Annotated in this window: 23 protein-coding genes; 14 read left to right on the top strand and 9 right to left on the bottom strand. The window is 70.3% G+C overall.

Features of this window, described 5'->3' with window-relative positions; translation table 11 throughout:
* Positions 1-52: 52 nt before the first annotated feature.
* The 7 genes from frdD to ctaD form a co-directional block, all read right to left on the bottom strand.
* The gene (gene frdD, locus ACIBHX_RS05350; RefSeq protein WP_397064427.1) at positions 53-394 is read right to left on the bottom strand and encodes a fumarate reductase subunit FrdD; all 342 of its coding nucleotides are present in this window, start codon (positions 392-394) and stop codon (positions 53-55) included.
* Positions 391-774 (bottom strand): hypothetical protein, encoded by a 384-nt coding sequence (locus ACIBHX_RS05345; RefSeq protein ID WP_397064425.1) that lies wholly within the window; start codon positions 772-774, stop codon positions 391-393. Before ACIBHX_RS05345 ends, frdD begins: the two co-directional genes overlap by 4 nt.
* Positions 771-1,538: a succinate dehydrogenase iron-sulfur subunit gene (gene sdhB, locus ACIBHX_RS05340; protein ID WP_397064424.1), complete on the bottom strand. Its 768-nt coding sequence runs from the start codon at positions 1,536-1,538 to the stop codon at positions 771-773. Before sdhB ends, ACIBHX_RS05345 begins: the two co-directional genes overlap by 4 nt.
* Positions 1,531-3,264 (bottom strand): fumarate reductase (quinol) flavoprotein subunit, encoded by a 1,734-nt coding sequence (gene frdA, locus ACIBHX_RS05335; RefSeq protein ID WP_397064422.1) that lies wholly within the window; start codon positions 3,262-3,264, stop codon positions 1,531-1,533. The genes sdhB and frdA overlap by 8 nt, the downstream gene beginning before the upstream one ends.
* A gap of 6 nt (positions 3,265-3,270) precedes the next feature.
* Positions 3,271-3,504, bottom strand: coding sequence for a hypothetical protein (locus tag ACIBHX_RS05330; protein WP_397064420.1), 234 nt, complete (start codon positions 3,502-3,504; stop codon positions 3,271-3,273).
* A gap of 128 nt (positions 3,505-3,632) precedes the next feature.
* Positions 3,633-4,268 carry an NAD(P)-dependent oxidoreductase gene (locus ACIBHX_RS05325; RefSeq protein WP_397064418.1) on the bottom strand — a complete coding sequence of 212 codons (636 nt, stop codon included), beginning with the start codon at positions 4,266-4,268 and terminating at the stop codon, positions 3,633-3,635.
* Between the two features lie 74 nt (positions 4,269-4,342).
* On the bottom strand, positions 4,343-6,016 hold the full coding sequence (ctaD, locus tag ACIBHX_RS05320) for a cytochrome c oxidase subunit I (protein ID WP_397064416.1): 1,674 nt from the start codon (positions 6,014-6,016) through the stop codon (positions 4,343-4,345).
* Positions 6,017-6,193: 177 nt separating this feature from the next.
* On the opposite strand from ctaD, the gene ACIBHX_RS05315 reads away from it, so the two are divergent.
* On the top strand, positions 6,194-7,402 hold the full coding sequence (locus tag ACIBHX_RS05315; RefSeq protein WP_397064414.1) for an aminotransferase class I/II-fold pyridoxal phosphate-dependent enzyme: 1,209 nt from the start codon (positions 6,194-6,196) through the stop codon (positions 7,400-7,402).
* Between the two features lie 504 nt (positions 7,403-7,906).
* Here ACIBHX_RS05315 and ACIBHX_RS05310 read toward each other — a convergent pair.
* Positions 7,907-8,449 (bottom strand): hypothetical protein, encoded by a 543-nt coding sequence (locus ACIBHX_RS05310; RefSeq protein WP_397064413.1) that lies wholly within the window; start codon positions 8,447-8,449, stop codon positions 7,907-7,909.
* 99 nt (positions 8,450-8,548) lie between these two features.
* Between ACIBHX_RS05310 and ACIBHX_RS05305 the strand changes: the two genes are divergently transcribed.
* From ACIBHX_RS05305 to ACIBHX_RS05270, 8 genes are all read left to right on the top strand, one after another.
* Positions 8,549-9,904 (top strand): FAD-binding oxidoreductase, encoded by a 1,356-nt coding sequence (locus ACIBHX_RS05305; protein ID WP_397064411.1) that lies wholly within the window; start codon positions 8,549-8,551, stop codon positions 9,902-9,904.
* A 229-nt stretch (positions 9,905-10,133) separates the two neighbouring features.
* Positions 10,134-12,278, top strand: coding sequence for a serine/threonine protein kinase (locus ACIBHX_RS05300; protein WP_397064409.1), 2,145 nt, complete (start codon positions 10,134-10,136; stop codon positions 12,276-12,278).
* Positions 12,279-12,358: 80 nt separating this feature from the next.
* Positions 12,359-12,994: a TetR/AcrR family transcriptional regulator gene (locus ACIBHX_RS05295; protein ID WP_397064408.1), complete on the top strand. Its 636-nt coding sequence runs from the start codon at positions 12,359-12,361 to the stop codon at positions 12,992-12,994.
* A gap of 34 nt (positions 12,995-13,028) precedes the next feature.
* Positions 13,029-14,561, top strand: coding sequence for an acyl-CoA carboxylase subunit beta (locus ACIBHX_RS05290; RefSeq protein ID WP_397065026.1), 1,533 nt, complete (start codon positions 13,029-13,031; stop codon positions 14,559-14,561).
* Positions 14,558-16,411: a biotin carboxylase N-terminal domain-containing protein gene (locus ACIBHX_RS05285; RefSeq protein WP_397064406.1), complete on the top strand. Its 1,854-nt coding sequence runs from the start codon at positions 14,558-14,560 to the stop codon at positions 16,409-16,411. Before ACIBHX_RS05290 ends, ACIBHX_RS05285 begins: the two co-directional genes overlap by 4 nt.
* Complete coding sequence (locus ACIBHX_RS05280; RefSeq protein ID WP_397064404.1) at positions 16,408-17,190, top strand: enoyl-CoA hydratase-related protein; 783 nt, start codon at positions 16,408-16,410, stop codon at positions 17,188-17,190. The genes ACIBHX_RS05285 and ACIBHX_RS05280 overlap by 4 nt, the downstream gene beginning before the upstream one ends.
* Before the next feature lie 13 nt (positions 17,191-17,203).
* Complete coding sequence (locus ACIBHX_RS05275) at positions 17,204-18,634, top strand: class I adenylate-forming enzyme family protein (protein ID WP_397064402.1); 1,431 nt, start codon at positions 17,204-17,206, stop codon at positions 18,632-18,634.
* On the top strand, positions 18,631-20,307 hold the full coding sequence (locus ACIBHX_RS05270; RefSeq protein ID WP_397064401.1) for an acyclic terpene utilization AtuA family protein: 1,677 nt from the start codon (positions 18,631-18,633) through the stop codon (positions 20,305-20,307). Before ACIBHX_RS05275 ends, ACIBHX_RS05270 begins: the two co-directional genes overlap by 4 nt.
* A gap of 36 nt (positions 20,308-20,343) precedes the next feature.
* Here the strand turns inward: ACIBHX_RS05270 and ACIBHX_RS05265 are convergent, their stop codons facing one another.
* Positions 20,344-21,261, bottom strand: coding sequence for an ROK family protein (locus tag ACIBHX_RS05265; protein WP_397064399.1), 918 nt, complete (start codon positions 21,259-21,261; stop codon positions 20,344-20,346).
* A gap of 63 nt (positions 21,262-21,324) precedes the next feature.
* Here ACIBHX_RS05265 and ACIBHX_RS05260 point away from each other — a divergent pair, with 63 nt between their 5' ends.
* The 5 genes from ACIBHX_RS05260 (at position 21,325) to ACIBHX_RS05240 (ending at position 25,683) form a co-directional block, all read left to right on the top strand.
* A complete protein-coding gene (locus ACIBHX_RS05260; protein ID WP_397064398.1) occupies positions 21,325-22,146 on the top strand; it encodes a GNAT family N-acetyltransferase in 822 nt (273 codons plus the stop codon).
* 49 nt (positions 22,147-22,195) lie between these two features.
* Complete coding sequence (locus ACIBHX_RS05255; protein ID WP_397064396.1) at positions 22,196-23,200, top strand: phosphotransferase family protein; 1,005 nt, start codon at positions 22,196-22,198, stop codon at positions 23,198-23,200.
* Positions 23,185-24,450, top strand: coding sequence for an acyl-CoA dehydrogenase family protein (locus tag ACIBHX_RS05250; RefSeq protein WP_397064394.1), 1,266 nt, complete (start codon positions 23,185-23,187; stop codon positions 24,448-24,450). The genes ACIBHX_RS05255 and ACIBHX_RS05250 overlap by 16 nt, the downstream gene beginning before the upstream one ends.
* A gap of 70 nt (positions 24,451-24,520) precedes the next feature.
* Complete coding sequence (locus ACIBHX_RS05245) at positions 24,521-24,772, top strand: hypothetical protein (protein WP_397064392.1); 252 nt, start codon at positions 24,521-24,523, stop codon at positions 24,770-24,772.
* Positions 24,773-24,831: 59 nt separating this feature from the next.
* A complete protein-coding gene (locus ACIBHX_RS05240; protein WP_397064390.1) occupies positions 24,832-25,683 on the top strand; it encodes a helix-turn-helix domain-containing protein in 852 nt (283 codons plus the stop codon).
* Positions 25,684-25,687 lie beyond the last annotated feature (4 nt).

The following is a 25,687-nucleotide window of genomic DNA, read 5'->3' as shown; positions in this document are numbered from 1 at the left end:
AGATAAAGTAATAGTAAAGAACGTTGTCGAAATGTGACGTGCTGTCCGATTTTCAGAACAGGACGAGCACGGCCACCGCAGCGCCGAAAATCGCGGCCCCGTAACAGAGGATCGCGATGGCCAGGTCGAACCTGGCGATCCCGAGCAGTTCCTCACTGGTGAATCGGATCCGATGCGCTGCGTGAAACAGGCAGAGCACGACGACGACGAGCAGCGCCAGCCGTACCACGACGTTGCCCAGCAGGGCCTGCAGATGATCGGCGGAGGGCCAGTCGAGCACGCCGAGCGGCATCAGCACCCCGAACAGCAGCACCAGCACGGGCAGCACCAGCGCGGCCACCACTCCCCCGCCGCTGAACAGCAGCCACAGGTAGGGCTCGAGCGTGCGTCTCATCGGAACCCCCGCAGCACGAAGAAGGCGATGATCGCGGAGATGACCAGCCAGGCCGAGTGGTTGCCGCCCTGGATCATCCAGGCGGGCAGCCGGTACCCGTCGAGCCGGACGACGGTGGCCTTGGGCGCCAGGTTGAGGAAGGTGACCGAGTGGAAGGCGGTCGCGACCAGCCCGACGAGGTTCAGCGCGATCACCCACGGCTGCCGGGCGAACGCCTCGAAGTCGGCGAGCGTCCCGCTCAGCACCGCGTCGGCGAGCAGCAGCAGGAACACCACGGTCCAGGCCACGAAGACGCTGGTCAGCTCCCGCAGCACGAACACCGTGTAGGTGCGCCTGCGCAGGAACCAGGCGAAGTCGCGCGGCGCGCGGTAGGTGGTCATCGCTTGCCCCGCTTGGCCGAGAAGGGCAGCACGGACCGCAGCGCGGCGGTCACCTTGTAGCGCTGGATGGCCTCGGCCGGATCCACGTGCTTGGGGCAGGCCCGGGTGCACTCGCCCACGAAGGTGCACCCCCACACCGCCTCGTCCAGGTTGAGCACGTCGAAGCGGTCGCCCATGTCCCGCGAGTCCAGGTTGTAGCGCTGGGCCAGCGCGATCGCCGCGGGCCCGAGGAAGTCCGGGTTGAGCACGTAGACCGGGCAGGCCGAGTAGCACAGCATGCAGTTGATGCACATGCTGTACTGCTTGAACGCCTCCAGCTGCTCGGGCGTCTGCGCGTACTCGGCGGTCAGCGGCAGTTCCTCGCCCTCGCGGATCAGCCAGGGGCGCACCGAGGACAGCTTGGCCAGGAAGTCGTCGATGTCCACCACCAGGTCCCTGATCACCGGGAACCCCTTGAGCGGCTCGATCCTGATCGGCCCGTCGCCGTACTCGGTGAAGAACGTGCCGCAGGTCAGCCGCGGCTCGCCGTTGACGGTCATGCCGCACGAGCCGCAGATCCCCATCCGGCACGACCAGCGGAACGACAGCGACCCGTCCAGCTGGTCCTTGATGTAGGTGAGCCCGTCGAGCACCGCCCAGTCGTCCATCCTGGGCACGTCGTAGCTCTCGAAGACCGGCTCGGCGTCCTGCCCCGGCCGGTAGCGCGCGACCTCCAGGGTGATGGTCCCTACGGCCTGCCGTACCTGCTGCTTGGCTTCAGTCACGGCCGTAAACCCTTTCCCCCGGGGGCCAGCGGGTGATCGTGACGGGCAGGAGCCCGACGGAGGGCGTGCCGTCTGGCGAGCGGTGCACCAGCGAGTGCGCCAGGTAGTTCTCGTCGTCGCGGGCCGGATGGTCGGTGCGCTGGTGCGCGCCGCGCGACTCGCGCCGGTTGAGCGCGCAGGCGGCGATCGTCCGCGCGATGTCGAGCATGGAGCGCAGCTCCTGCAGGGTGATCAGCTCGGTGTTGAACGCGGTGCTGGTGTCGTCGAGGCGGGCGTCCTGGGCCCGGCGATCGAGCTCGGCGAGCGTGTCGACGGCCTTGGCCAGCTCGGTGCCCGTCCGGTAGATGCCGGCGGCGCTCTCCAGCGTGTGCTGCATCCGCTCGCGCAGGTCGGCGATCCGCTCGCCGTCGGGGTTGCCGCCCCGCACGCGCTCAAGCCGCCGCTGCTCGTCGGCCCCCTGACTGCGTACGGCCGGCGGCTCGGACTGCCGGTGCTCGCGGGCGAACTCGGCGGCCGCCAGTCCCGCCCGGCGGCCGAAGACCAGGATCTCCGGCAGCGAGTTCGACCCCAGCCGGTTGGCGCCGTTGATGCTCACGCAGGCCGTCTCCCCCGCGGCGTACAGGCCGGCGACGGGGGTCGCGCCGTGGATGTCGGTGTGGACGCCGCCCATCATGTAGTGCACGACCGGCCGCACCGGGATCAGGTCGGTGGCCGGGTCGAGGTTCTGGTAGCTGCGGCACAGCTCGCGGACGAACGGGATCCTGGTGTCGATCTTCGTCTCGCCCAGGTGGCGCAGGTCCAGGTAGACGACGGGCCCGTAAGGGGTGTCGACCGTGCGGCCCTTCTCCTGCTCGTGCACGAACGCCTGCGAGACGCGGTCGCGCGGGCCCAGCTCCATGCTGCGCAGCTTCGGCGTCGGGGTGGGCTTGCCGAGGTCGTAGTCCTGCAGGTAGCGGTAGCCGTCCTTGTTGATGAGCCAGCCGCCCTCCGCCCTGGCCGCCTCGGTGATGAGGATGCCGGTGAACGGCAGGCCCGTCGGGTGGTACTGGACGAACTCCATGTCCTTCAGTGGCGCGCCCGCCCGGTAGGCCAGCGCCATGCCGTCGCCGGTCTTGATCGCGGCGTTGGTGGTGAACGGGAAGACGCGGCCGCAGCCGCCGGTGGCCAGGATGACGGTCCTGGCGGCGATCGTCTCGATGCGGCCGGTGCGGATCTCGACCGCCACGACGCCGTGGACCCGGCCGTCGTCGACGAGGAGCTTGGTGACGTACCACTCGTCGTACCGCTTGATGTCCTGATATTTTAGGGTTGTTTGGAACAAGGTGTGGAGAAGGTGGAAGCCGGTCTTGTCGGCGGCGTACCAGGTGCGCTCTCGCTTCATGCCACCGAACGGGCGGACGGCGACGGTGCCGTCGTGCTCGCGGCTCCACGGGCAGCCCCAGTGTTCGAGCTGGATCAGCTCTCTGGGCGCCTCGGCCACGAACGCCTCGACCGCGTCCTGGTCACACAGCCAGTCGCCGCCCGAGATCGTGTCGTAGCAGTGCTCGTCGAGCGTGTCGCCATCGCCGATCACCCCGGCGGCGCCGCCCTCGGCGGAGACGGTGTGGCTGCGCATCGGATAGACCTTCGACACGACGGCCACCTCGAGCGCGGGGTCGGTTTCCGCCACGGCGATCGCGGCCCGGAGCCCCGCTCCGCCGCCTCCGACGATGAGCACGTCGATCATGCGCGATCAGCTCCCGTGATCAGCCTGGAACGCGTCCTTCACCCGTTTCCCGTCGTGGCGGATGGCGGACAGATGGATGCTCCCGTCGTGGTACTCGTGCCGGATCCTGCGGCAGCCGCAGTCGAAGAACTGGTCACGGATCACCAGGCCATAGCCATCGTCGTCGACGAGGCGTTCTCCGCCGGACTTCTTCCCGCAGGGGGCCGTCTCGGGATCGAAGTGCGTCTTGGTGCCTGTCATCGCCGATCTCCTTAGATAGGCGAACGCCATTTCCACACAAGCACCGGAGGCCACCTCTGAAAAGGGGGTCAGACCTATCTCGCTGGTTATCAAGGAAGAGCTTCCATGGTCACGTCCCGACCCGCGCTTTAGGCGCTCACCCCCACCGCGTGGCGGAAGGTCTCCGGCATCGTCACGAAGTCCAGCATCGCCCGCGCCGCGTCGGCCCGGGTGATGGACGCGCCCCCCGGCCCGCCCTCGACCAGGTGCCGGTAGGTTCCCGTGCCGGGGGCGTTCAGCAGCCGCGGCGGGCGTACCACGGTCCAGTCCACGTCGCTGTCGCGCAGGATCCGCTCCATCCGCGCCAGGTCGGTGTAGACATCCCTGAGCACCGCCCACAGCAGCGGCCCGAAGACGCGACGTGACGCGAACGACTGTCCCGCGCCCGTCCGGTTGAGCGGGCCCGCGCTCACCGTCAGGATGCGCCGCACGCCCGTCGACGCCATCGCCTCCAGCGCGGCCCTGGCGGAGGTGGAGGCGGGCCTGAGCGGGTCCTTGCGCCCCGCGGCCCCGATCCCCGACAGCACGGCCTCGCTGCCCGCGATGACGTCCTTGATCGAACCGGCGTCCAGCGCGTCCGCCCGCACGACCCTGAGGTTGTCGTGCTGTACGGCGAGCCGTGCCGGATCCCGCACGGCCGCGGTGACCTCGTGCCCGTCGGCCAGCGCGAGGGTGACGACGTGCCTGCCGATGCCGCCGCTGGCGCCCAGTACGGAGAGCTTCATGACCCCTCCAGAGGTGAGTGAGTACTTACTAACCTCCAGTGTACGAAAGAGCGCGGCGCCTCGCGCGGGCGGGCTCAGTCGGACTTCTCCGCCTCTTCCGGCTCCTCGATCGCGGGCACCTCGCGCGGGTAGTGCAGGTCGAAGGCCGGGCGCTCGGAACGGATGGGCGGGATGCGCAGGAAGTTGTGGCGCGGCGGCGGGCAGGAGGTCGCCCACTCCAGCGAGTTGCAGTAGCCCCACGGGTCGTCGAGCGTGACCTTGGGCGCCTTGCGCGCCGTCTTCCAGACGTTGTAGAGAAACGGCAGCGTGGACAGGCCGAGCAGGAACGCCCCGAGCGAGGAGATCTCGTTCAGCGTGGTGAACCCGTCGGCCGGGCTGTAGTCGGCGTACCGCCGGGGCATGCCCAGCACCCCGAGCCAGTGCTGGACCAGGAACGTGGTGTGGAAGCCGATGAACAGCGTCCAGAAGTGCAGCTTGCCCAGCCGGTCGTCGAGCATCCGCCCGGTCATCTTGGGCCACCAGAAGTAGAACCCGGAGAACATCGCGAACACCACGGTGCCGAACACCACGTAGTGGAAGTGCGCCACCACGAAGTAGCTGTCACTGAGGTGGAAGTCCAGCGGCGGCGAGGCCAGGATGACGCCGGTGAGCCCGCCGAGCAGGAAGGTGATCAGGAACCCGATGGCGAACAGCATCGGCGTCTCGAAACTCAGATGCCCGCGCCACATGGTGCCGACCCAGTTGAAGAACTTCACCCCGGTGGGCACCGCGATGAGGAACGTCATGAACGAGAAGAACGGCAGCAGCACCTGGCCGGTGGCGAACATGTGGTGCGCCCACACCGTCATCGACAGCCCGGCGATGGAGATCGTCGCGCCGACCAGCCCCATGTAGCCGAAGATGGGCTTGCGGCTGAAGACCGGGATCACCTCGGTGATGATCCCGAAGAACGGCAGCGCGATGATGTAGACCTCGGGATGGCCGAAGAACCAGAACAGGTGCTGCCAGAGCATCGGCCCGCCGTTGGCCGACTCGAACACCTGCGTGCCCAGCTTGCGGTCGATCTCCAGCACCAGCAGCGCCGCCGCGAGCACCGGGAAGGCCATCAGCACGAGCATGCTGGTCAGCAGCGTGTTCCAGGTGAACAGCGGCATCCGGAACATCGTCATGCCGGGGCAGCGCATGCAGATGATCGTGGTGATGAAGTTCACCGAGCCCAGGATCGTGCCGAGGCCGGACAACGCCAGCCCCATGAGCCACAGGTCCGCGCCGAGGCCCGGGCTGAAGGTGGGCGAGTTCAGCGGCGCGTAGGCGAACCAGCCGAAGTCGGCCGCGCCGGTCGGCGTGATGAACCCGGCGAGCACCATGATCCCGCCGAACAGGAACAGCCAGTACGCTACGGCGTTCAGCCGCGGGAAGGCCACGTCGGGCGCGCCGATCTGCAGCGGCATGACGACGTTGGCGAACCCGGCGAACAGCGGCGTGGCGAACAGCAGCAGCATCACGGTGCCGTGGATGGTGAACAACTGGTTGTACACCTGCTGGGAGACCAGTTGCAGCCCCGGCTGGGCCAGCTCGGCCCGGATGACCATGGCCATGACGCCCGCGATGAGGAAGAACACGAAAGAGGTGATCAGGTACAAGTAGCCGATGATCTTGTGGTCGGTCGTCGACATCCAGGACACGAGGATCGTCCCGGTCCGGCGGCGCCTGACCTGCTCGAACGAGGTCTCGCGAACGGTCGTCACGGCTGCTCCCCTCCACCCCGGAGTGTTGCGTGCCTCGATCTCCCCATTTCACGCCTCCGATCGCCCCACGTGAAGCGGTATAACGGAAAATCTCCCTCTGTCCACATGGTGGACATCGGGCCCGGGCGGCCACTTGAGTCTCCTATCCTCGGTATTTCACCGATCGGAGGAGATTTCGTGAGTGCTCAGCGTGACTACGCCGCCCTCGTCCAGCAGGGACTCAAGCTCGACCTCACCCGGGGCAAGCCGTCGTCGCGTCAGCTCGATCTCTCCAATGACATGCTCAAACTTCCGGCGTCTTACACCTGCGCCGACGGCGCCGATGGGCGCAACTACGGAAACCTGCAGGGGCTGGCCAAGCTGCGGGAGCTGTTCGGGCCGCTGCTGCAGGTGCCGGCCGAGCAGCTGGTCGTGGGGGGCAACTCCTCGCTGGCGATGATGCACGACACGATCGTGCACGCGCTGCTGACCAAGGCGCCGGGGGCGGAGCGGCGCTGGGTGGAGCAGGACGTGACGTTCCTGTGCCCGGTGCCAGGCTATGACCGGCATTTCACGATCTGCGAGCGGTTCGGGATCAAGATGGTGCCCGTGCCGATGGGGGCCGACGGGCCCGACATGGACGTGGTCGAGCGGCTCGTCGCCGAGGACGCCTCGGTCAAGGGCATCTGGTCGGTGCCGAAGTACAGCAACCCGTCCGGCGCCACCTACAGCGACGAGGTGGTCCGCCGCCTGGCCTCGATGCCGACCGCCGCCCCCGATTTCCGGATTTTCTGGGACAACGCCTATGCGGTGCACCACCTGACCGACACGCCCGACCAGCTCGCCGACCTGCTGGCCCAGTGCGAGCAGTACGGCAACGCCGACCGGACGTTCGTCTTCGGCTCGACCTCGAAGGTCACGATGGCGGGCAGCGGCGTGTCGTTCTTCGGCTCGTCGCCGGCCAACGTCGAGTGGTTCCTGGCCAACACCGCCAAGCAGTCGATCGGCCCCGACAAGATCAACCAGCTGCGGCACGTGGAGTTCCTGCGTGACGCCGACGGCGTGGCCGCGCACATGCGCAGGCACGCCGAGCTGATCTGGCCCAAGTTCGAGACCGTGGACCGGCTGCTGACCAAGGAGCTGGGCGACCTGGCCACCTGGTCGAGCCCGCGCGGCGGCTACTTCATCAGCCTGGAGGTGCCGCACGCCCGCGAGGTGGTGGCCAAGGCCAAGGCCGCTGGTATCGCGGTCACCCCGGCCGGCGCCACCCACCCCTACGGCGACGACGCGGCCGACCGCACGATCCGCCTGGCCCCCACCTACCCGGACCTCGAGGAGCTCGAGCAGGCCATCCGCGGCCTCATCACCTGCGTCCGCGTGGTCTCCGACGCCCACGACTCTTTCTGAAGTTAGTTTCAGCTCTTTCTGAAGTCAGGACCTGCTCTTTCTGAAGTACGGCGAAGCCGCCCCACCGCCTCTCGCCGTACTTCGGCCGGGCCCTGTCCAGGGAGACGCCACGGCTAGCAGGACATGGCTGAGCACCGTCACGGCGCACGGAACCCACCTGGGTTGGTCCCCACCCAGATAGCACCTCCCGCCCCGCGCAGCGCTTCCCGCACGGCGCTTCCCGCACGGCGCTTCCCGCACGGCGCTTCCCGTACGGCGAGGCGCATTCCCGCGCCGGGGTCGGCGAGTCGTGGCACGGCGGTCGTCCGGCGCCCTGTACGGCGGGCCAGGGGGGCCGTGGTGCCCGGACAACGAATCGCCGTGACGGCGGGCAAGCGTCCCCGACTCGCCGGAAGCGCCGGTCGCGGGCCCTCAGCCGGAGTACGGCGGGCGGCCGGTCGCGGCGGCCTCGCCGTACAAGAGCTCGCCGTACAAGAGAAAGCTCTTCCAACAGAAGCAGAAGACCTAATCTCTTCCAGCAGCAGAGGAATGCGGCCTGAAGCCGAAGATGTATTCGCGCATCTGCGCCGGCGGGAAGGCCATGTCGATGCCGGGCTCGAACACCTGGTTGTCGCGAGTGCAGTAGTACAGGCCTTCCCAGACCTGCAGCGCCTTGTCCCTGGCGGGGCCCTCGGCGGCGTCGCGCTTGCGCGCGCCGTACGAGCTGAGCACGAACAGCAGGCCGAGCCCCCAGAACAGGCCCGTCAGGCACAGCGGCGCGAGCAGCACCTCCGTCCAGCTCGACTGCTTGCCCATCGCGATGACGAGCGAGGACACCAGGTGCACCAGGCCCGCGCCTAACAGCATGAGATAGCCGGCGTTCCTGTTCGAGGCCGCGTAGTGACGGGAGGGGAACGAGAGCCACACAGCCAGCTGCGTGCGGTGCATCACCTGCTTGGTGGCGCCGCCGAGCGACAGGGACGTCGGCAGGTCGGCGATCTCTCGCTCGCCGGGAGGCCTGACGCGTCCGATTCGGTACGTGGTCCCCGCGGCGACAACTCCCGGCACAGAGGCAACCTGGTCATCTTGCTTACAGACCGGGCACGTCACATCCACTTAGGCAGTCTGGCCTTAAGTAACAAGCGGTGCAAACCGTAGTGTTTACCTGTGATTGATGCCTTGGTGAACGCCCTGCCTGAAGGCCGCGTGCTGACCGACCCCGACGTCATCGATTCCTACGCCCGTGACAGGACCTTTCTCGAGCCCGGCAAGCCGCTCGGCGTCGTGCTCGCGACCAGCCGCGATGATGTCGTGGCGACGCTCAAGTGGGCCAGCGAGCACCGGGTGCCCGTGGTGCCGCGCGGCGCGGGCAGCGGACTGGCCGGCGCCGCCACGGCGGGCGACGGGGCGATCATCCTGTCGCTGGCCAAGATGACCGCGATCAAGGAGATCTCCCCCGCCGACGAGCTCGCCGTCGTCGAGCCGGGCGTCATCAACGCCGACCTGGACAAGGCGGCCCGCGAGTACGGCCTGATGTACGCGCCGGACCCGTCCTCCTACGAGATCTCCACGATCGGCGGCAACCTGGCCACCAACGCGGGCGGGCTGCGCTGCGTGAAGTACGGCGTGACCCGCGACTCGGCGCTCGGCCTGGAGGTCGTGCTGGCCGACGGGCGCGTACTCGAGACCGGGCGGCGCACGGTCAAGGGCGTGACGGGCTACGACCTGACCGGGCTGTTCATCGGCTCTGAGGGCACGCTCGGAGTGATCACGTCGGCGACGGTACGGCTGCGCCGCGTGCCCTCCGTGGAGCCGGCCACGTTCGCGGCCGAGTTCGGCTCGCTGCGCGACGCGGGCGCCGCCGTGGCCGCCATCATGGCCGCCGGATGCCAGCCCTCGCTGATGGAGCTGCTGGACCGCGCCACGCTCGAGGCCATCGACGACTGGCGCAACATCGGGCTCGAGCCGGGCACGATGGCGATGCTGATCGGCCAGTCCGACGCCTCCGACGCGCCCGAGGTGGCACAGCGCATGCAGGAGCTGTGCGAGGCCAACGGGGCCAGCTTCGTCGCGGTGTCCTCCTCGCCGCAGGAGACGGAAGAGCTGATCGGCATCCGGCGGATGGCCTACCAGGCCAAGGAGCGCCTGGGCGCCTGCCTGGTCGAGGACGTCTGCGTCCCGCGCTCCAAGCTGCCCGAGATGATCACCGCGGTCGAGGAGGCCGCTCGCAGGCACTCGGTCAAGATCTGTACGGTGGCCCACGCCGGTGACGGCAACCTGCATCCCGTGTTCATCTTCGACCACGGCACGGCCGAGCCCCCGCCCGAGGTCTGGGCCGCCGCCGACGAGGTCTTCCGCCACGCCCTGGAACTCGGCGGCACCCTGACAGGCGAGCACGGGGTCGGCCTGCTCAAGAAGCGCTGGCTGGCGCTGGAGTCGGGTCCGGTGGTCCAGGAGATCCAGCACGGCATCAAGGCCGTCTTCGATCCGCTGGGCATCCTGAACCCCGGCAAGGCGATCTGACACGCCTCCGCGACCGTTTCACGGAGTTTCGGACAGCTCGGTCAAGATCCTCCGCAGCGGATCGGATGCGTTTCCGATGGCGTTGACCAAGCCGTGACCTGGGTCCTGACCTGCGGCGTCCGTGACCGGTTTGTCCAGAACGTGAAAGATCTGTCACGTCCGGAAGACGTAACAATGGCCACACTGGTAGCGTTTTGCCCCGCCTGTTCATGACAAATGGGGGTCAGACGTGGATCAGAACCAGCCGCTCGCGGCGGACGAACCGCGGCGGCTGGGCGCCTACGACATCGTCGCCCGGCTCGGCGAGGGTGGTCAAGGCATCGTTTACCTGGGCCGCAGCGACTCGGGCGAACAGGTGGCGATCAAGCTGCTGCACCAGTCGCTGGTGGCCGATGCCGAGGCCAGGAGCAGGTTCCTGCGCGAGGTCGCCGTCGCCCAGCGGGTGGCCAGGTTCAGCACCGCCCCGGTGCTCCACGCCGACCTCGAGGGCAGCCGGCCGTACATCGTCAGCGAGTTCATCCCCGGACCCTCGCTGCGCGAGCTGGTGATCAACGAGGGTCCGCGGCGCGGGGCCGCGCTGGAGCGGCTCGCGATCAGTACGGCCACCGCGCTGGCGGCCATCCACCGGGCCGGCATCCTGCACCGCGACCTCAAGCCCGCGAATGTGCTGATGGGCCCCGAGGGTCCCGTCGTGATCGACTTCGGCATCGCGCGCGCCCTGGACGCGCCCGGCGCCACGGCCACCGGGATGGCCATGGGCACGCCGTCGTACCTGGCTCCCGAGCAGCTCAGCGGGGACCCGGTGACGGAGGCGGCCGACGTGTTCGCCTGGGGTGTCACGATGGTCTTCGCGGCCACGGGCAAGCCCGCGTTCGGCGCCGACTCCATCCCCGTGGTGATGAACCGCATCCTGCACGAGGAGCCGCAGCTCGGCAGCATGGAGGGCGTCCTCGGCGGGCTGGTCGCGGCCTGCCTCTCGAAGGACCCCGCCCAGCGCCCCACCGCCGACGAACTCATCCTCCGCCTGACGGGCCAGCCGGTCCCCAACGCCGCCATCGCCCCCGTCTCCGGCGCCCACCCGAGCCCCAGCCCGCCCGGCCCCCAGACCGCCCAGCCGGGTTCCGGACCGTGGCACGGTCAGCCGCCGGTCACCGGCCCCCTGGGCATGCCCGCGGCCGCTTCCGCCGGCGGTACGCCCCCCGGCCGGCCCGCGAACGCCCCCGGAGCTCCGGGCGGCCCCGCCGGCCAGGCTCCGAACGCCTCAGGCCGCAACGCGCAGGCTCCCAACGCCCCCGGCCCGAACGCACCGGGACCGAACGCACCCGGCGCCAAGCCCCAGGGACCGAACGCCCAGGGCGCGAATCCGCACGGACCGAACGCGCACGGATCGAACCCGCAGGGGCCGCACGCCAAGGGACCGGGCCAGCCGGGTGGCGGGCCGAATCTGTTCCAGCCCGGCTCCCAGGTCCCGCCCCAGCAGCCGAAGCCGGCGGTGGACGGCGCGGCGGTCAAGCAGCGCCGCGTCCTGACCCTCGCCCTGTCCGGCGCCGCGGCGGCGGCCCTGCTGGTCGTGGCCGGCGCCGTCGTGGTGAACGCCAACTCCCGCCCCACCCAGGTCGTGGCCGTGGGCAACGCCTCGCAGTCGACCCCCACGGACGGCTCGGCCGGCGGCCAGCCCGCTGACCCGCCCGTCGAGCAGCCCACCGCACCCACGGGCGACCCGCAGCCGGTGCCGACGCTGACGGTCGAGCAGCCGGACCCGACCAAGACCAAGGAAAAGCACCTCAAGCAGCCGCCGATCCAGGTCACCGTCACCCAGGCCCCGGCTCCCACCACGGCCCCGCCGACGTCGGCTCCGACGACGACGAAGCCGACACACAAGCCCACGCACAAGCCGAAGAACACCGACTCGACGGACCCCAACCAGGAGACCCCGCCGACGATCACCGATGCTCCGGAGCCGAGCGCCAGCCCGACCAAGAAGCCGACGACCAGGCCGACGGTCAAGCCGACGACGAAGCCCACCACCAAGCCGACGACCACCCCTCCCAAGCCGAACCCGTACTCCGCCACCTCGGTGTGCGGCGCCGGTTTCAAGGTCATCGACTCGCACGCGCTGGGCAGCAGCGCCACGATCTACCTGCTGTACGGGAACGGTAAGAACTGCGTCGTGACGATGTCGCGCTACGTCTATCCGAAGAAGGTGGCGATGAACGCCACCCTGAAGGTCCAGAACGGCGGCAGCGGCGGCAACCCCGGCAGCTTCACCGCCTACGCGGGCCCGATCCGCCTGGCCGCGGTCAAGAAGTGCGTCCAGTGGGGCGGCTCCTGGAGCACCCTCAGCTGGACCTCCGGCTGGTCCCACTGCACCTGACGGCAGCAAGCAACACCAAAAGGGCCCGACCTCGCGTCGGGCCCTTTTCTGTGCGCCCGGATGGCGTTAGCGTAGTTGACGTGATCGTCAGGTCTGAGGTGCTCACCGGGCGCGGGCGGCGGACGCGGGCCGCGCTGATCGAGGCGGGCAGGGCCGCGTTCGAGACGCAGGGGTACGACGCCGTGCGGATCGACGACGTGTGCGCGCGGGCCGGGGTGTCTCACGGGACGTTCTACACCTACTTCGACTCCAAGGAGGCGTTGTTCGGCGAGGTGGCGGGAGCCGCGGTGGGGGCGATGTTCGCCGAGTCCGTGGTGGGGCCCGCGCCGGACGACCCGTATGCGCGGATCGAGGCCGCCAACCGGCTCTACCTGCGGGCCTGGGCGGCCAACTCGCGGCTGGTGCGGATGCTGGAGCACGCGGCCACGGACGCGGACCGGTTCGGGCGGCTGCTGCTGGAGCTGCGCGAGGTGTTCGTCCGGCGGGGCGCCGACGGGCTGCGGCGGCTGCAGGAGCAGGGGCTGGCCGATCCCGCGCTGGATCCGCGGCTGACGGCCATCATGTTGGGCGGCATGGTGGAGCACTTCGCCCACGTCTGGCTGGATCTGGGCGAGCAAGCGGACGAGGAGACGGCCGTGGCGCTGCTCACCAAGCTCTGGGCCAGGGCCATCGGCCTGACGCCGCCGTCAACAGAGAGGGGCGAGGCAGGTGATTAGCAGCGGCGAGGAGTACCTGCGGCGCCGCGAGGCGATGCTGGCCAAGCTGGCCGAGTTGGAGGCCGAGCAGGTCAAGGCCGTCGCGGGCGGCGGGGACAAGTACGTCGAGCGGCACCGTAAGCGCGGCAAGCTGCTCGCCCGCGAGCGGATCGAGCTGCTGATCGATCCCGACTCCCCGTTCCTGGAGCTGTCGCCGCTGGCCGCGTGGGGCAGCGACTTCCCCGTGGGCGCCAGCGTGGTGACCGGGATCGGCGTGATCGAAGGCGTCGAGTGCGTGATCACCGCGAACGACCCGACCGTCCGCGGCGGCTCGTCGAACCCGTGGACCCTGCGCAAGACGCTGCGCGCCGCCGACATCGCGTTCAAGAACCGCCTGCCGTACGTCAACCTGGTCGAATCCGGCGGCGCCGACCTGCCGACGCAGAAGGAGATCTTCATCCCGGGCGGCCGCATCTTTCGCGACCTGACGCGGCTGTCGGCCGCGGGCATCCCGACGATCGCGCTGGTCTTCGGCAACTCGACGGCCGGCGGCGCCTACGTGCCGGGGATGAGCGACTACGTGGTGATGGTGCGGGAACGGGCGAAGGTGTTCCTCGGCGGGCCGCCGCTGGTGAAGATGGCGACCGGGGAGGAGTCGGACGACGAGTCGCTGGGCGGGGCGGAGATGCACGCCAGGACCAGCGGGCTGGCCGACTACCTGGCCGAGGACGAGCACGACGCCCTCCGGATGGGCCGGAACATCGTGAAGTCGCTGCGGTGGCGGAAGCTGGGCAACGCGCCGCTCGCCGTACAGGAGCCGAGACATCCGGCGGAGGAGCTGCTGGGGATCGTCCCCGAGGACCTGAAGGTGCCGTTCGACCCGCGCGAGGTGATCGCGCGGATCGTGGACGCCAGTGAGTTCGAGGAGTTCAAGCCCCTCTACGGCTCCTCCCTGGTCACGGGGTGGGCACGGCTGCACGGCTACCCGATCGGGATCCTGGCCAACGCGCGCGGCGTGCTGTTCAGCGAGGAGTCGCAGAAGGCCACCCAGTTCATCCAGCTGGCGAACCAGTCGCGCACGCCGCTGCTGTTCCTGCAGAACACGACCGGCTACATGGTCGGCAAGGAGTACGAGCAGGGCGGCATCATCAAGCACGGCGCCATGATGATCAACGCGGTGTCCAACTCGACCGTGCCGCACCTGACCGTCACCATGGGCGCCTCGTACGGGGCGGGCAACTACGGCATGTGCGGGCGCGCCTACGACCCCAGGTTCCTGTTCACCTGGCCGAGCGCGAAGTCGGCGGTGATGGGCCCGGCGCAGCTGGCCGGGGTCCTGTCGATCGTGGGCAGGGCGGCCGCGGGGGCGCGCGGCCAGGTGTACGACGAGGAGGCCGACGCGGCGATGCGGGCGATGGTGGAAGCACAGATCGAGGCGGAGTCGCTGCCGTTCTTCCTGTCCGGGCGGCTCTACGACGACGGGGTGATCGATCCGCGCGACACCAGGACGGTGCTGGGCATCTGCCTGTCGGCCATCAACAGCGCAGCGGAGCCCGCCGAGGGCAGTTTCGGGGTGTTCCGGCCATGATCACACGCCTGCTCGTCGCCAACCGCGGGGAGATCGCCCGGCGGATCTTCCGCACCTGCCGCGAGCTCGGCATCTCGACGGTCGCGATCTTCTCCGACGCCGACGCCTCCGCGCCACACGTGGCCGAGGCCGACCTCGCCGTACGGCTGGACGGGGTGCGGCCCGGCGAGACCTATCTGGACATCGCGCGAATCCTCGAGGCCTGTACGGTGGCCGACGCAGATGCCGTCCACCCCGGCTACGGCTTCTTGTCGGAGAACGCGGACTTCGCCCGGGCCGTGATCGGGGCCGGGCTCACCTGGGTGGGCCCGTCGCCGGAGGCGATCGCGGCGATGGGCTGGAAGATCGAGGCCAAGCGCCTGATGGCCGAGGCCGGGGTCCCGGTGCTGCCGTCGTGGACGGAAGAACAGGGCTACCCCGCGCTCGTGAAGGCGGCCGCGGGCGGCGGCGGTCGCGGGATGCGCGTGGTCCGAGCGGCGCAGGACTTCGAGCGCGAGGTGGAGGCCGCCCGGCGGGAGGCCGAGGCCGCCTTCGGCGACGGGACCGTGTTCGTGGAGCCGCTGCTGGAGCGGGCACGGCACGTCGAGGTCCAGGTCGTGGCCGACCGGCACGGCACCGTGTGGACGCTGGGCGAGCGCGAGTGCAGCATCCAGCGCAGGCACCAGAAGGTCGTCGAGGAGTGCCCGTCCCCCGGGATCTCCGAGGACACCAGGCGGATCCTGCTGGAGGCGGCGGCCAACGCCGCGAGGAAGATCGGCTACGAGGGCGCGGGCACGGTCGAGTTCCTGGTCAGGGGCGACACCGTGGCGTTCCTGGAGATGAACACCCGGCTGCAGGTCGAGCACCCGGTCACCGAGCTGGTCCACGGCGTCGACCTGGTCCGCCTCCAGCTGGAGATCGCCGAGGGCGCCCGGCTCGCCGAGGCCCCGCAGGCGAGCGGGCACGCCGTCGAGGTCAGGCTCTACGCCGAGGACGACCGGCACCTGCCGCAGTCAGGCGTGATCCACCGCTTCGAGATCGGCGGCGAGGTCCGGGTGGACTCGGGCGTGGAGTCCGGCTCCCACGTCTCCCCCTACTACGACCCGATGCTGGCCAAGGTCATCGCGTACGGCGCCGGCCGTACCGAGGCCATCAGGAAGCTCACCGACGCGCTGACCCGCGCCAAACTCCACGGCCTCACGACAAATCGCGATCTTCTCGTCAACATCCTGAAAAATCCGGACTTCCGGGCCGGCGACACGCACACGGCCTTCCTTGACGAGCACGACCTCACGGGCCAGCACTCCGACCTGGAAACGGCCGCACTGGCAGCCGCACTGGCCATGGCCGCCCGCAACCGGGCCGAGGCCAAGGTCCTGGCCACGATCCCGGGAGGCTGGCGCAACGTCCGGTCCCAGCCGTCCCTCGCCCGCTTCGAGGAGGCGGAGACCGCCTACGACCCGCTCCCCGACGGGTACACGCTGGTCAGCGCGGCACCGGGCGAGGTGGTCCTGGAGCGGCACGGCCTGCGCCTGCGGTTCGAGGTCGCCGAGCACGACGGCAAGGTCTACGTGAACTCCGCGCACGGCCAGGTCACGCTCACCCCGATCCCCCGCCTGCCCGAACCCGTCGAACGCGTCGCCCCGGGCTCACTGACCGCGCCCATGCCCGGTACCGTGCTGCGCGTGGCCGTCGAGCCGGGAGAGGTCGTGTCCGGCGGCCAGGAGGTGCTGGTGCTGGAGGCGATGAAGATGGAGCATCGGATCGTCGCGCCCGCCCGCGGTGTGGTCTCCGACGTACGCGTCGAGAAGGGCCTGCAGGTCGAGGCGGGTACGGTGCTGGTGATCATCAACCAGGAGGGGGACGCATGACGCGGCTGGTCCACAAGGAGCTCGCCGATGGCATCGCCACGATCACGCTGGACTCGCCGCCGAACCGCAACGCGCTGTCGGTGCGGCTGCTCGGCGATCTGGAGGACCGGCTGAACTGGGCGCTGGGCGAGCCCGAGGTCCGGGTGATCGTGCTGACCGGCACGGGACCGGTGTTCTGCTCGGGCGCCGACCTGAAGGAGCAGCGGGTCGAGCCCGCCCAGGGCACCGGCGACGCGCCTGTGACGGCCTCCTTCCCCGAGATCCTCTCGCTGATCTGGGAGAGCCCCAAGCCGGTCATCTGCCGGCTGAACGGCACCGCCCGCGCGGGCGGCCTCGGCCTGGTCGCGGCCTGCGACTTCGCGATCGCGCCGCTGTCGGCGTCGTTCGCCTTCACCGAGGTACGGCTGGGCGTCGTGCCGGCCATGATCTCCGTGCCCGTGCTGCGCAGGCTGGAGCCGAGGGCAGCCGCCGAGTACTTCCTGACCGGCGAGGTCTTCGACGCGGCCAGGGCCGAGCGGATCGGCCTGGTGACGCGTGCCGTACCGGCGGAGGAACTGGACGCGACCGTGGCCCGCTACGCCGAGATGCTGATCAAGGGCGGCCCCGAGGCGCTGGCGATCACCAAGCGCCTGGTCAGGGAGATCCCCGAGGTGTCCTTCGAGGAGGGCCTGCGGCGCATGACCGCCCTGTCGGCCCAGCGCTTCACCTCAGCCGAGGGCCAGGAGGGCATCGCGGCCTTCATGGAGAAACGCCCCCCGAAGTGGGTTCCCGACGTGTAGCAGGGAGGATCCCGTGTCCACGATCGCTGCCGCCTTGCGTGCGGCTCCGCGCAATGCGCCGTTTCTGCATCACGGCGAGGAGACGATCAGCTTCGGCGAGCTCGACGAGCGTAGCGACCGGGTCGCCGCCGGGCTGGCCGAGCGGGGCGTCGGCAAGGGCGACCGCGTCTCGGTCGCGCTGCCGAACGGGCCTGCGTGGCTGGAACTGTTCTTCGGCGCGATGAAGCTCGGCGCGATCGTGGTCACGCTGAACCCCCGCTACCGCGAGGCCGAGCTGCGGCACATGCTCAGCCACTCCGGCACCAGCCTCGCCGTGACGGACGCCGAGACCGCCGTCCACTACCGGGACATGGGCGTCGCGGTCTGCACCGAGATCCCGTACGGCACGGCCGCCGCGCCCGAGTCCGAGGTCGGGCCCGACGATCCCGCCGTGATCCTGTACACCTCGGGCACCACCGGCCGCCCCAAGGGTGCCGTACTGACCAACCGCGGCATCCTGGCCTCGGCCGCCGCGCAGGCCGCGCACTTCGGCTACGGCAGCGAGGTGATCGTGGGCAACATGCCCTTCAACCACGTGGGCGGGCTGACCTGCACGATCGCCACGGCCCTGCTGACCGGGAGCGCGGTGGTGCTGCTGCCGGCCTTCAGCGCGGAGGCGGCCCTGTCTGCCATCTCGCGGCACCGGGCGACGATCTTCGGCGGCGTCCCCACGATGTACGTCATGATGCTCAGCCACCCCGGCTTCGCCACCTTCGACGTGGCGTCGGTGCGCATGTGCATCGCGGGCGGCTCGAACGTGGAGCCCGCCCTGTGCGAGCGGATCATGGCGGGCTTCCCGAAGGGCCGCGTGCTGAACCTGTACGGGCTGTCGGAGAGCTCGGGCGCCTGCGTTCTGTCGCGGCCGGACGACGACGTGGCGGCGGTGTCGTCGACGATCGGCGTGGTGATCGGCGACTTCGAGGCCAGGATCGAGGACGCCGTGGACGGGATCGGCGAGCTGCAGGTCAGGGGCGCGTGCGTGGCGGCCGGGTACTGGGGCCAGGACGCGCCCGACACGTTCCTGCCCGGCGGCTGGCTGGCCACCGGAGACCTGGGCTCGATGGACGCCGCCGGGCGCATCGCGCTCAAGGGCCGCAGGAAGGAGATGTACATCCAGGGCGGCTACAACGTCTACCCGGTCGAGGTGGAGAACGTCCTGGTCACCCACCCCGCGGTGGCGATGGCGGCCGGGGTCGGGCTGCCGGATCCGTGGCTGGGCGAGATCGGCCACTACTCGGTGGTCCTGCGGCCAGGCGCCTCGGCCACGGCGGAGGAGCTGCTGGAGTACTGCGGGGCGAGGGTGGCCGACTACAAGGTGCCCAAGCGGCTGGAGATCGTGGACGACCTGCCGCTGACCCCCGCGGGGAAGATCCAGAAGTCGGTGCTCAAGGAGCGGCTGTCGTGACGCTGCGGATCGCCAACTGCAGCGGCTTCTACGGCGACCGGCTCTCGGCGGCGCGCGAGCAGGTCGAGGGCGGCCCGATCGACGTGCTGACCGGCGACTGGCTGGCCGAGCTGACCATGCTCATCCTGGCCGGCAACCGGCTCAAGGGCCGCCCCGGATACGCGCCTACCTTTCTCAAGCAGCTCGAGCAGGTCCTAGGAACATGCCTAGATGAAGGCATAAAAATCGTGACCAACGCCGGCGGGCTGGACCCGGCCGGCTGCGCGGCGGCCGTGCACGAGCTGGCCGCGCGGCTCGGGCTCTCACCCAAGGTCGCGCATGTCACGGGCGACGATCTGACGGGCCGCGAGCTGGACCTGGTCAACGCCGACACCGGCGAGAAGCTCGCGGCCACGCCGCTGACGGCCAACGCCTACCTGGGCGGCCGCCCGATCGCCGCCGCGCTGTCGGCCGGCGCCGACGTGGTGGTGACGGGCCGCGTCACGGACGCCGCCCTGGTGACGGGCCCCGGCATCTGGCGGTACGGCTGGCGGCCCGGCGACCTGGACGCGCTGGCCGGTTCGGTGGTCGCCGGCCACGTCATCGAGTGCGGCTGCCAGGCCACGGGCGGCAACTACGCCTTCTTCCAGGAGGTCCCCGATCTGGCGCACTGCGGGTTCCCGATCGCCGAGCTGGAGGCCGACGGGTCCGCGGTGATCACCAAGCATCCGGGCACCGGCGGGCTGGTGTCGATCGGCACGGTCACGGCTCAGCTGCTGTACGAGATCGGCGCGCCGCGCTACCCGGGTCCCGACGTGGTGGCCCGCTTCGACACGATCACGCTGTCGGACGACGGTCCCGACCGGGTGCGGATCTCCGGGGTGCGGGGCGAGGCGCCGCCGGACACGCTCAAGGTGGCGGTCAACTACCTGGGCGGCTACCGCAACACGATGACGCTCGTGCTGACGGGCCTGGACGTGGCGGACAAGGCCCGCGTCGCGGAGGAGGCGATCTGGGCGCGCGTCCCGCGCGACTCCTTCGACCAGGTGGACGTCTCCTTCGACCCGCCGCTGCTGCGGATCACCGTGATGTCCCCGCACCAGGAGGTGGCCGGGCGCCGCTTCTCCTCGGCCGTGGTGGAGACGGGCCTGGCCAGCTACCCGGGCTTCTACGGCCTGACTCCCCCGGGCAACGCCTCGCCGTACGGCGTCTACTGGCCCGTCCTCATTCCGGCCGTCCAGGTGAACCCCGAGGTCCACCTGGACGGCGTTCGCATCCCCTACGAGGAGCCCCCTCCGGCGCAGGCCCGGCGAGAGGAGCTACGGCGGCCCTCGGCGCCCTCGTACGGCGACCGGCCCACGATCCGGATGCCCCTCGGCAGGCTCGCCGGAGCGCGATCGGGCGACAAGGGCGGCAACGCCAACCTCGGCGTGTGGGTCGCGGGCGCCGAGCCGTACGCGTGGCTGGCCGGCTACCTCACCGTCGAGCGGCTCAAGGAGCTCCTGCCCCACCTGGCTCCCTACGCCGTCGACCGGTATGAGCTGCCCAACCTGCACGCGCTGAACTTCGTCGTCCACGGCCTCCTGGGCCGGGGCGTCGCCGCGAGCCCCCGCCTCGACCCGCAGGCCAAGGCCCTGGGCGAGGAACTCAGGGCGGCGACCGCGGATATTCCACGGCATCTCACACCCGATTGACCGTCGCCGGCTGCTGGTCGAAGTGCGGTGACCGGGCTACCCGCGAGCGCCACGCGGGGTGTCGTGGGCCCGCCAGCCGAGGAGCGCGGCGCCGAGCATTCCGGCACGCATGCCGAGCCGCGACACGCGGAGTTCCGGGGCGGCTCGGAAGGCGAGGCGGGCGGCGAGGCGGCTTCTCAGCGGCGTGAGGAGCGCCTCGCCGGCCAGGGACAGGCCGCCGCCGATCACGATCAGCGCGGGGTCCGCGACGAGGGTGTAGGTGGCCAGCGCGATGGCCAGGGCCTCCACGGCCTCGGCCCACACCCGGGCGGCCTCGGGGTCACCCTCCCGCATGCGGCGCACCACGTCGGCGGCGGAGCTCTCGCCGCACCGGGCCGCGATCGCGGAGGCGGAGGCGTACTGGCCGAGGCAGCCACGCTGGCCGCAACCGCACGCTCGCCCGTCGGGCCACACGGGGATGTGGCCGATCTGCCCGGCCCACCCCGCGGCGCCCCCGTATAGGCCGCCGGACAGGACGACCGCGCCCGCGATGCCGGTGCCGATGGGGAGGAACAGCACGTGGCGCCCGTCGCCGTCGCGTCCTTCGCCATGGACGAGCCCATGGACCAGCCCATGGGCCAGCTCCGCCTCGCCCGCCGAGCGGACGTCGTGGCCGAGCGCCACCGGCAGGTCCACGTCCGCGAACGCCGCGGCGGGCACGTCCCGCCAGCCGAAGGCCGCGGCGAACACCGCCCGCTCGGGCGTCACCAGGCCGGGCACCGCCAACCCCACGGCCACCGGTTCCCCACCTGCCACGAGATCCGCGACGAAGGCGCCGATCGCCGCGATCACCCGGTCGGGGCCCTCGGCACGCGGCGTGGGGCGGCGCTCTTCGTGCAGGATCGTGCCGTCGCGGGCCACGAGCCCGCCTTTCATGGAGGTACCGCCCACGTCGATCGCCACCACACACGTCATGAGGCCCCATACTCCCGCATAACCCTTTGCCTGCCGGGAGCCGGCCCCACCAGGATGTGCGGCGTGGACGTACGCCGCCTGGACCTCGACGACCTGCCCGCCTGCACCGACCTGGCCATCAGCCGCGATTGGGGCGCCGAGGAGCACAAGTGGCGCCTGCTCTTCGCCGCCGGCGAGGTGTACGGCCTGGACGCGCCCGACGGCGACGGCCTGGCCTCCACCACCGTCCTGGTCCGCTACGGCCAGGACTCCGCCGTGGCCAGCATGGTGCTCACCGCCCGCCGCTACGAGCGCCAGGGCCTGGCCACCCGCGTCATGCGCTACGTGCTGGACCAGGCCGGCGACCGGATCGTCTCCCTGCATGCCACCGCCCAGGGCCGGCCGGTCTACGAGCGGCTCGGCTTCGAGACCGTCGGCCGGGTCGACTCCTGCCGCGGCCTGTTCCGCGGCGAGCCGTCCGGCGCCACCCGCGCCGCCACCGAGGACGACCTCGACCGGATCGTCGAGCTCGACGCGGAGGTCTTCGAGACCGACCGCGCGCCGCTGCTGCGCCGCATGCCCGCCTTCCACGAGCGCCTGCGCGTCCTGGAGCGCGACGGCCGCGTCGCCGGGTACGGCGGGGCCTGGCGCAACGGCGGCTACCTGGTCATCGGCCCCGTCGTGGCCCAGGACGTGGAGCAGGCCAAGGCGCTGATCGGCGACCTGGCCACCGGCTGGGGCGTGCCCGTCAGGCTCGACCTGGACACCCGGCAGGAGGAGCTCACCGCCTGGGCCAAGGCCAACGGCGTCGACCAGGGCTTCCCCAACGCGCTGATGGTCCGCGGCGGCAGGCTGCCCGGCGACAGGAGCCGGCTGTTCACGCCGTTCATGGTGGCCCTGGGGTGACCCTTTTGATAGATTCGCCTCCAGAATAACGTTCTGTCGAAGGGCGGCCATGACCTCCACCCATATCGACGTCGGCGCCGTCGACTTCGCGGCGCTGGGCGGCTGGATGGACGGGCAGGGCCTGCCCGGCGGGCAGATCACCGAGGTCGCGCCGGTGCTCGGCGGCACGCAGAACGTCATGGTGCGCTTCGAGCGGGGCGGCAGGCCGTACATCCTGCGCAGGCCGCCGCTGCACGCGCGGCAGAAGAGCAACGAGGTACTGCGGCGGGAGGCGCGCCTGCTCGGCGTGCTGCGTGACACGCGGGTGCCCGCGCCGCGGCTGATCGCGGCGCAGACCGCCGAGGAGCCGGTCTTCTACCTGATGGAGCCCGTCGACGGTTTCAACCCCTCGACGGGGCTGCCCGCCCTGCACGCGGGCGACCCGGCGATCAGACACCGGATGGGGCTGGAGGCGGCCGCCGCGCTGGCCGAGCTCGGGCGGGTCGATCCTGGCAGGCTGCCGGGCTTCGGGCATCCCGAGGGCTTCCTGGAGCGGCAGGTGCCGCGCTGGCTGGGCGAGCTGGAGTCGTACGGCAGGCTCGACGGCTACCCGGGTCCCGACATCCCGCACCTGGACGCGACCGCCGCCTGGCTGGAGGCCAACCGGCCGGCCGGCTTCACGCCGGGGATCATGCACGGCGACTACCACTTCGCCAACCTGATGTTCGCCCACGACGGGCCGAGGGTGGCGGCGATCGTCGACTGGGAGATGTGCACGATCGGCGACCCGCTGCTGGACCTCGGCTGGCTGCTGGCCACCTGGCCGTCGAACAACGGGCACGTGCCCGGGCTGCCCTCCCCCGAGGCGCTGGTGGCCTACTACGCCGAGCTGTCGGACCGGGACCTGTCGGCCGTCGACTGGTACGCGGTGCTGGCCTGCTTCAAGCTCGGCATCATCCTGGAGGGCAGCCACGCGCGCGCCTGCGCGGGCAAGGCGCCGAAGGACATCGGCGACCTGCTCCACCAGACCACGCTGGACCTCTTCGCAAGGGCGCAGACATGGATTTCTCAGTAGAACCGGAGTTCCAGGCCAAGCTGGACTGGATGGACGCGTTCATCCGCGACGAGGTGGAGCCGCTCGACCTGGCCTTCCCCGGCCGCGCCTACCAGCGGCTGGACGACCGGCTCCGCAAGATCGTGGACCCGCTGAAGGAGCAGGTGCGGGCGCAGGGGCTGTGGGCCTGCCACCTCGGCCCCGAGCTGGGCGGCCAGGGGTACGGGCAGCTCAGACTGGCCCTGATGAACGAGCTGATCGGGCGCTCCACCTGGGCTCCGGTCGTCTTCGGCTGCCAGGCGCCCGACACCGGCAACGCCGAGATCATCGCGATGTACGGCACGGCCGACCAGAAGGAGCGCTATCTCAAGCCGCTGCTTGAGGGCGAGGTGTTCTCCGCCTACTCGATGACCGAGCCGCAGGGCGGATCCGATCCCCGGATGTTCCGGATGCGGGCCGTCAAGGACGGCGCGGAGTGGGTGCTCGACGGGGAGAAGTACTTCACCTCGAACGCCGCCAACGCCTCCTTCCTCATCGTGATGGCGGTCACGGATCCCGAGGCGCACCCGTACAGGCGGATGTCGATGTTCCTGGTCCCGGCCGACACACCAGGCGTGGAAATCATCCGAAATATCGGCACGATGGGTGAAAGGTCCGGCGGGCATGCCCACATCCGCTACAGCGGTGTCAGGGTGGGCTCCGACGCGCTGCTCGGCGAGGAGGGCGGGGCGTTCGCCGTCGCCCAGGCCAGGCTCGGCGGCGGCCGGGTCCACCACGCGATGCGCACGGTGGCGGCGGTCAAGAAGGCCTTCGACATGATGTGCGAGCGGGCGCTGAGCCGGCAGACCTACGACGGCGTGCTGGCCGACAAGCAGCTCGTGCAGGCCGCGATCGCCGACTCCTACCTGCAGATCCAGCAGTTCAGGCTGCTCGTGCTGCACACGGCCTGGCTGATCGACCAGTCCTCGACCAGGGAGGCGCGCACCCAGATCGCCGCGTGCAAGGTGGCGGCCGCCCGGGTCTTCCACGACGTGGTGTACCGGGCCATGCACATCCACGGGGCGCTGGGGGTGTCCAACGAGACGCCGCTGGGCCGACTGTGGCAGGCGGCACCGTTGATGGGGATCATGGACGGGCCGACCGAGGTGCACCAGGCGTCGATCGCCCGCAGGGTTCTCAAGGGTTACGAACCGGCACCGGGACCCTGGCCCACGGAGTTCCTTCCTGAGAAGATCGAAGCCGCTCGCGCCAAATATGCCGATTTCTCGTAAGACGGTCGCTTTTGATCTCCCGAGCCCTACAATTGCGCGCAATTGCTCTTGTTCTCGGGGAAGGATCGTCATGCGCATGCGGTTCCTCGGCTCCACCTCGGAGGCGGGCGCCTGCCCCACCCTCTACGAGACCGACCGCGGCACCATCGTCGTCCAGGGACTCACCGTCACCGACCCGGAGGCGCTCGCGGACCTGCGCGACGTGCTCGACGGGGAGTCGGCGGTGGAGGTTCCGCGCGAGCTGCTGACCGAGATCGCCCGCCAGGTACTCCAGGCAAACGCTTTCCACATCACGGAATCGACACCCGCCGCGATCGATTGATCACAATTGCGCGACTGGGCCTGGCATGATCCGCATCCACGGGAATAGCCTCTTGCGGCGTGACGTCGTTCCAGCAGGCGCGCATCGATCTGGGCAGCCAGCTGCGCCAGTTGCGTGAGGCCGCTCATCTGTCAGGCAAGGACCTGGCCGAGCGGCTCCGATGGCAGGCCTCCAAGGTCTCGCGCCTGGAGAACGCCCGCCAGACGGCCACCGAGGACGACGTGGTCGTGTGGGCGCAAGCCGTACAGGCCGCCCCCGAGACGACGGACGACCTGATCAGGCAGGCGATCGCGCTGCTCGAGCGGCACGACGACTGGAAGCAGCGCCATCGCAGCGGGCTGGCGGCCATCCAGGAGGACATCCGCGACCTCGAGGCCCGCACGAAGCTGTTCCGCGTGTTCGAGCCGGGGATCGTGGTCGGGCTGCTGCAGACCTCCGAGTACGCCCGCTACATCTTCCAGAAGGTCAAGCGGCTCTACAGCGCGCCCGACCAGATCGACGCGGCCGTCCGGGTGCGGATGCAGCGGCAGGAGATCCTCTACGACCGGGGGCGGACGTTCCGCTTCGTGGTGCCCGAGTCCGCGCTGCGCACCCGGCTCACGCCGGTCGACGTGATGCGCGGGCAGCTCGACCGGCTGCTGGCGGTGAGCACGCTGCCGAACGTGGAGTTCGGCGTGATCCCCTACGACAACGAGCTGCCGTCGGCTCCGATCAACGGGTTCTGGATCTACAACGAGGCCATGATCGGCGTGGCCACCCTGACCAAGGACCTGGTGCTGCGGGATCCCGACGACATCGCCTTCTACGTGCGGGCCTTCGACGACTTCTGCGAGGTCGCCGACTTCGGCCCGGCGGGCAGAGCCCACATCATCCGGATTCTTCACGATTACGGGAAACAATCCCCACATTAATCGC

The sequence above is a fragment of the Nonomuraea sp. NPDC050536 genome, assembly GCF_044457685.1.
In the GTDB taxonomy this organism is placed as follows: Bacteria; Actinomycetota; Actinomycetes; order Streptosporangiales; family Streptosporangiaceae; genus Nonomuraea.
The sequence above is the reverse complement of the archived record's forward strand: the minus strand, read 5'-3'. Positions and strand labels throughout refer to the sequence as shown.

Excerpts from the sequence above, each read along its gene's own strand:
- ACIBHX_RS05325 (WP_397064418.1), bottom strand. The coding sequence starts at position 4,268 with ATGAAGCTCTCCGTACTGGGCGCCAGCGGCGGCATCGGCAGGCACGTC.
- ACIBHX_RS05250 (WP_397064394.1), top strand. The coding sequence starts at position 23,185 with ATGGATTTCTCAGTAGAACCGGAGTTCCAGGCCAAGCTGGACTGGATG.
- frdD (WP_397064427.1), bottom strand. The coding sequence starts at position 394 with ATGAGACGCACGCTCGAGCCCTACCTGTGGCTGCTGTTCAGCGGCGGG.
- ACIBHX_RS05280 (WP_397064404.1), top strand. The coding sequence starts at position 16,408 with ATGACGCGGCTGGTCCACAAGGAGCTCGCCGATGGCATCGCCACGATC.
- ACIBHX_RS05285 (WP_397064406.1), top strand. The coding sequence starts at position 14,558 with ATGATCACACGCCTGCTCGTCGCCAACCGCGGGGAGATCGCCCGGCGG.
- ACIBHX_RS05255 (WP_397064396.1), top strand. The coding sequence starts at position 22,196 with ATGACCTCCACCCATATCGACGTCGGCGCCGTCGACTTCGCGGCGCTG.
- ACIBHX_RS05330 (WP_397064420.1), bottom strand. The coding sequence starts at position 3,504 with ATGACAGGCACCAAGACGCACTTCGATCCCGAGACGGCCCCCTGCGGG.
- ACIBHX_RS05245 (WP_397064392.1), top strand. The coding sequence starts at position 24,521 with ATGCGCATGCGGTTCCTCGGCTCCACCTCGGAGGCGGGCGCCTGCCCC.
- ACIBHX_RS05290 (WP_397065026.1), top strand. The coding sequence starts at position 13,029 with ATGCTGGCCAAGCTGGCCGAGTTGGAGGCCGAGCAGGTCAAGGCCGTC.
- ACIBHX_RS05265 (WP_397064399.1), bottom strand. The coding sequence starts at position 21,261 with ATGACGTGTGTGGTGGCGATCGACGTGGGCGGTACCTCCATGAAAGGC.
- frdA (WP_397064422.1), bottom strand. The coding sequence starts at position 3,264 with ATGATCGACGTGCTCATCGTCGGAGGCGGCGGAGCGGGGCTCCGGGCC.
- ACIBHX_RS05345 (WP_397064425.1), bottom strand. The coding sequence starts at position 774 with ATGACCACCTACCGCGCGCCGCGCGACTTCGCCTGGTTCCTGCGCAGG.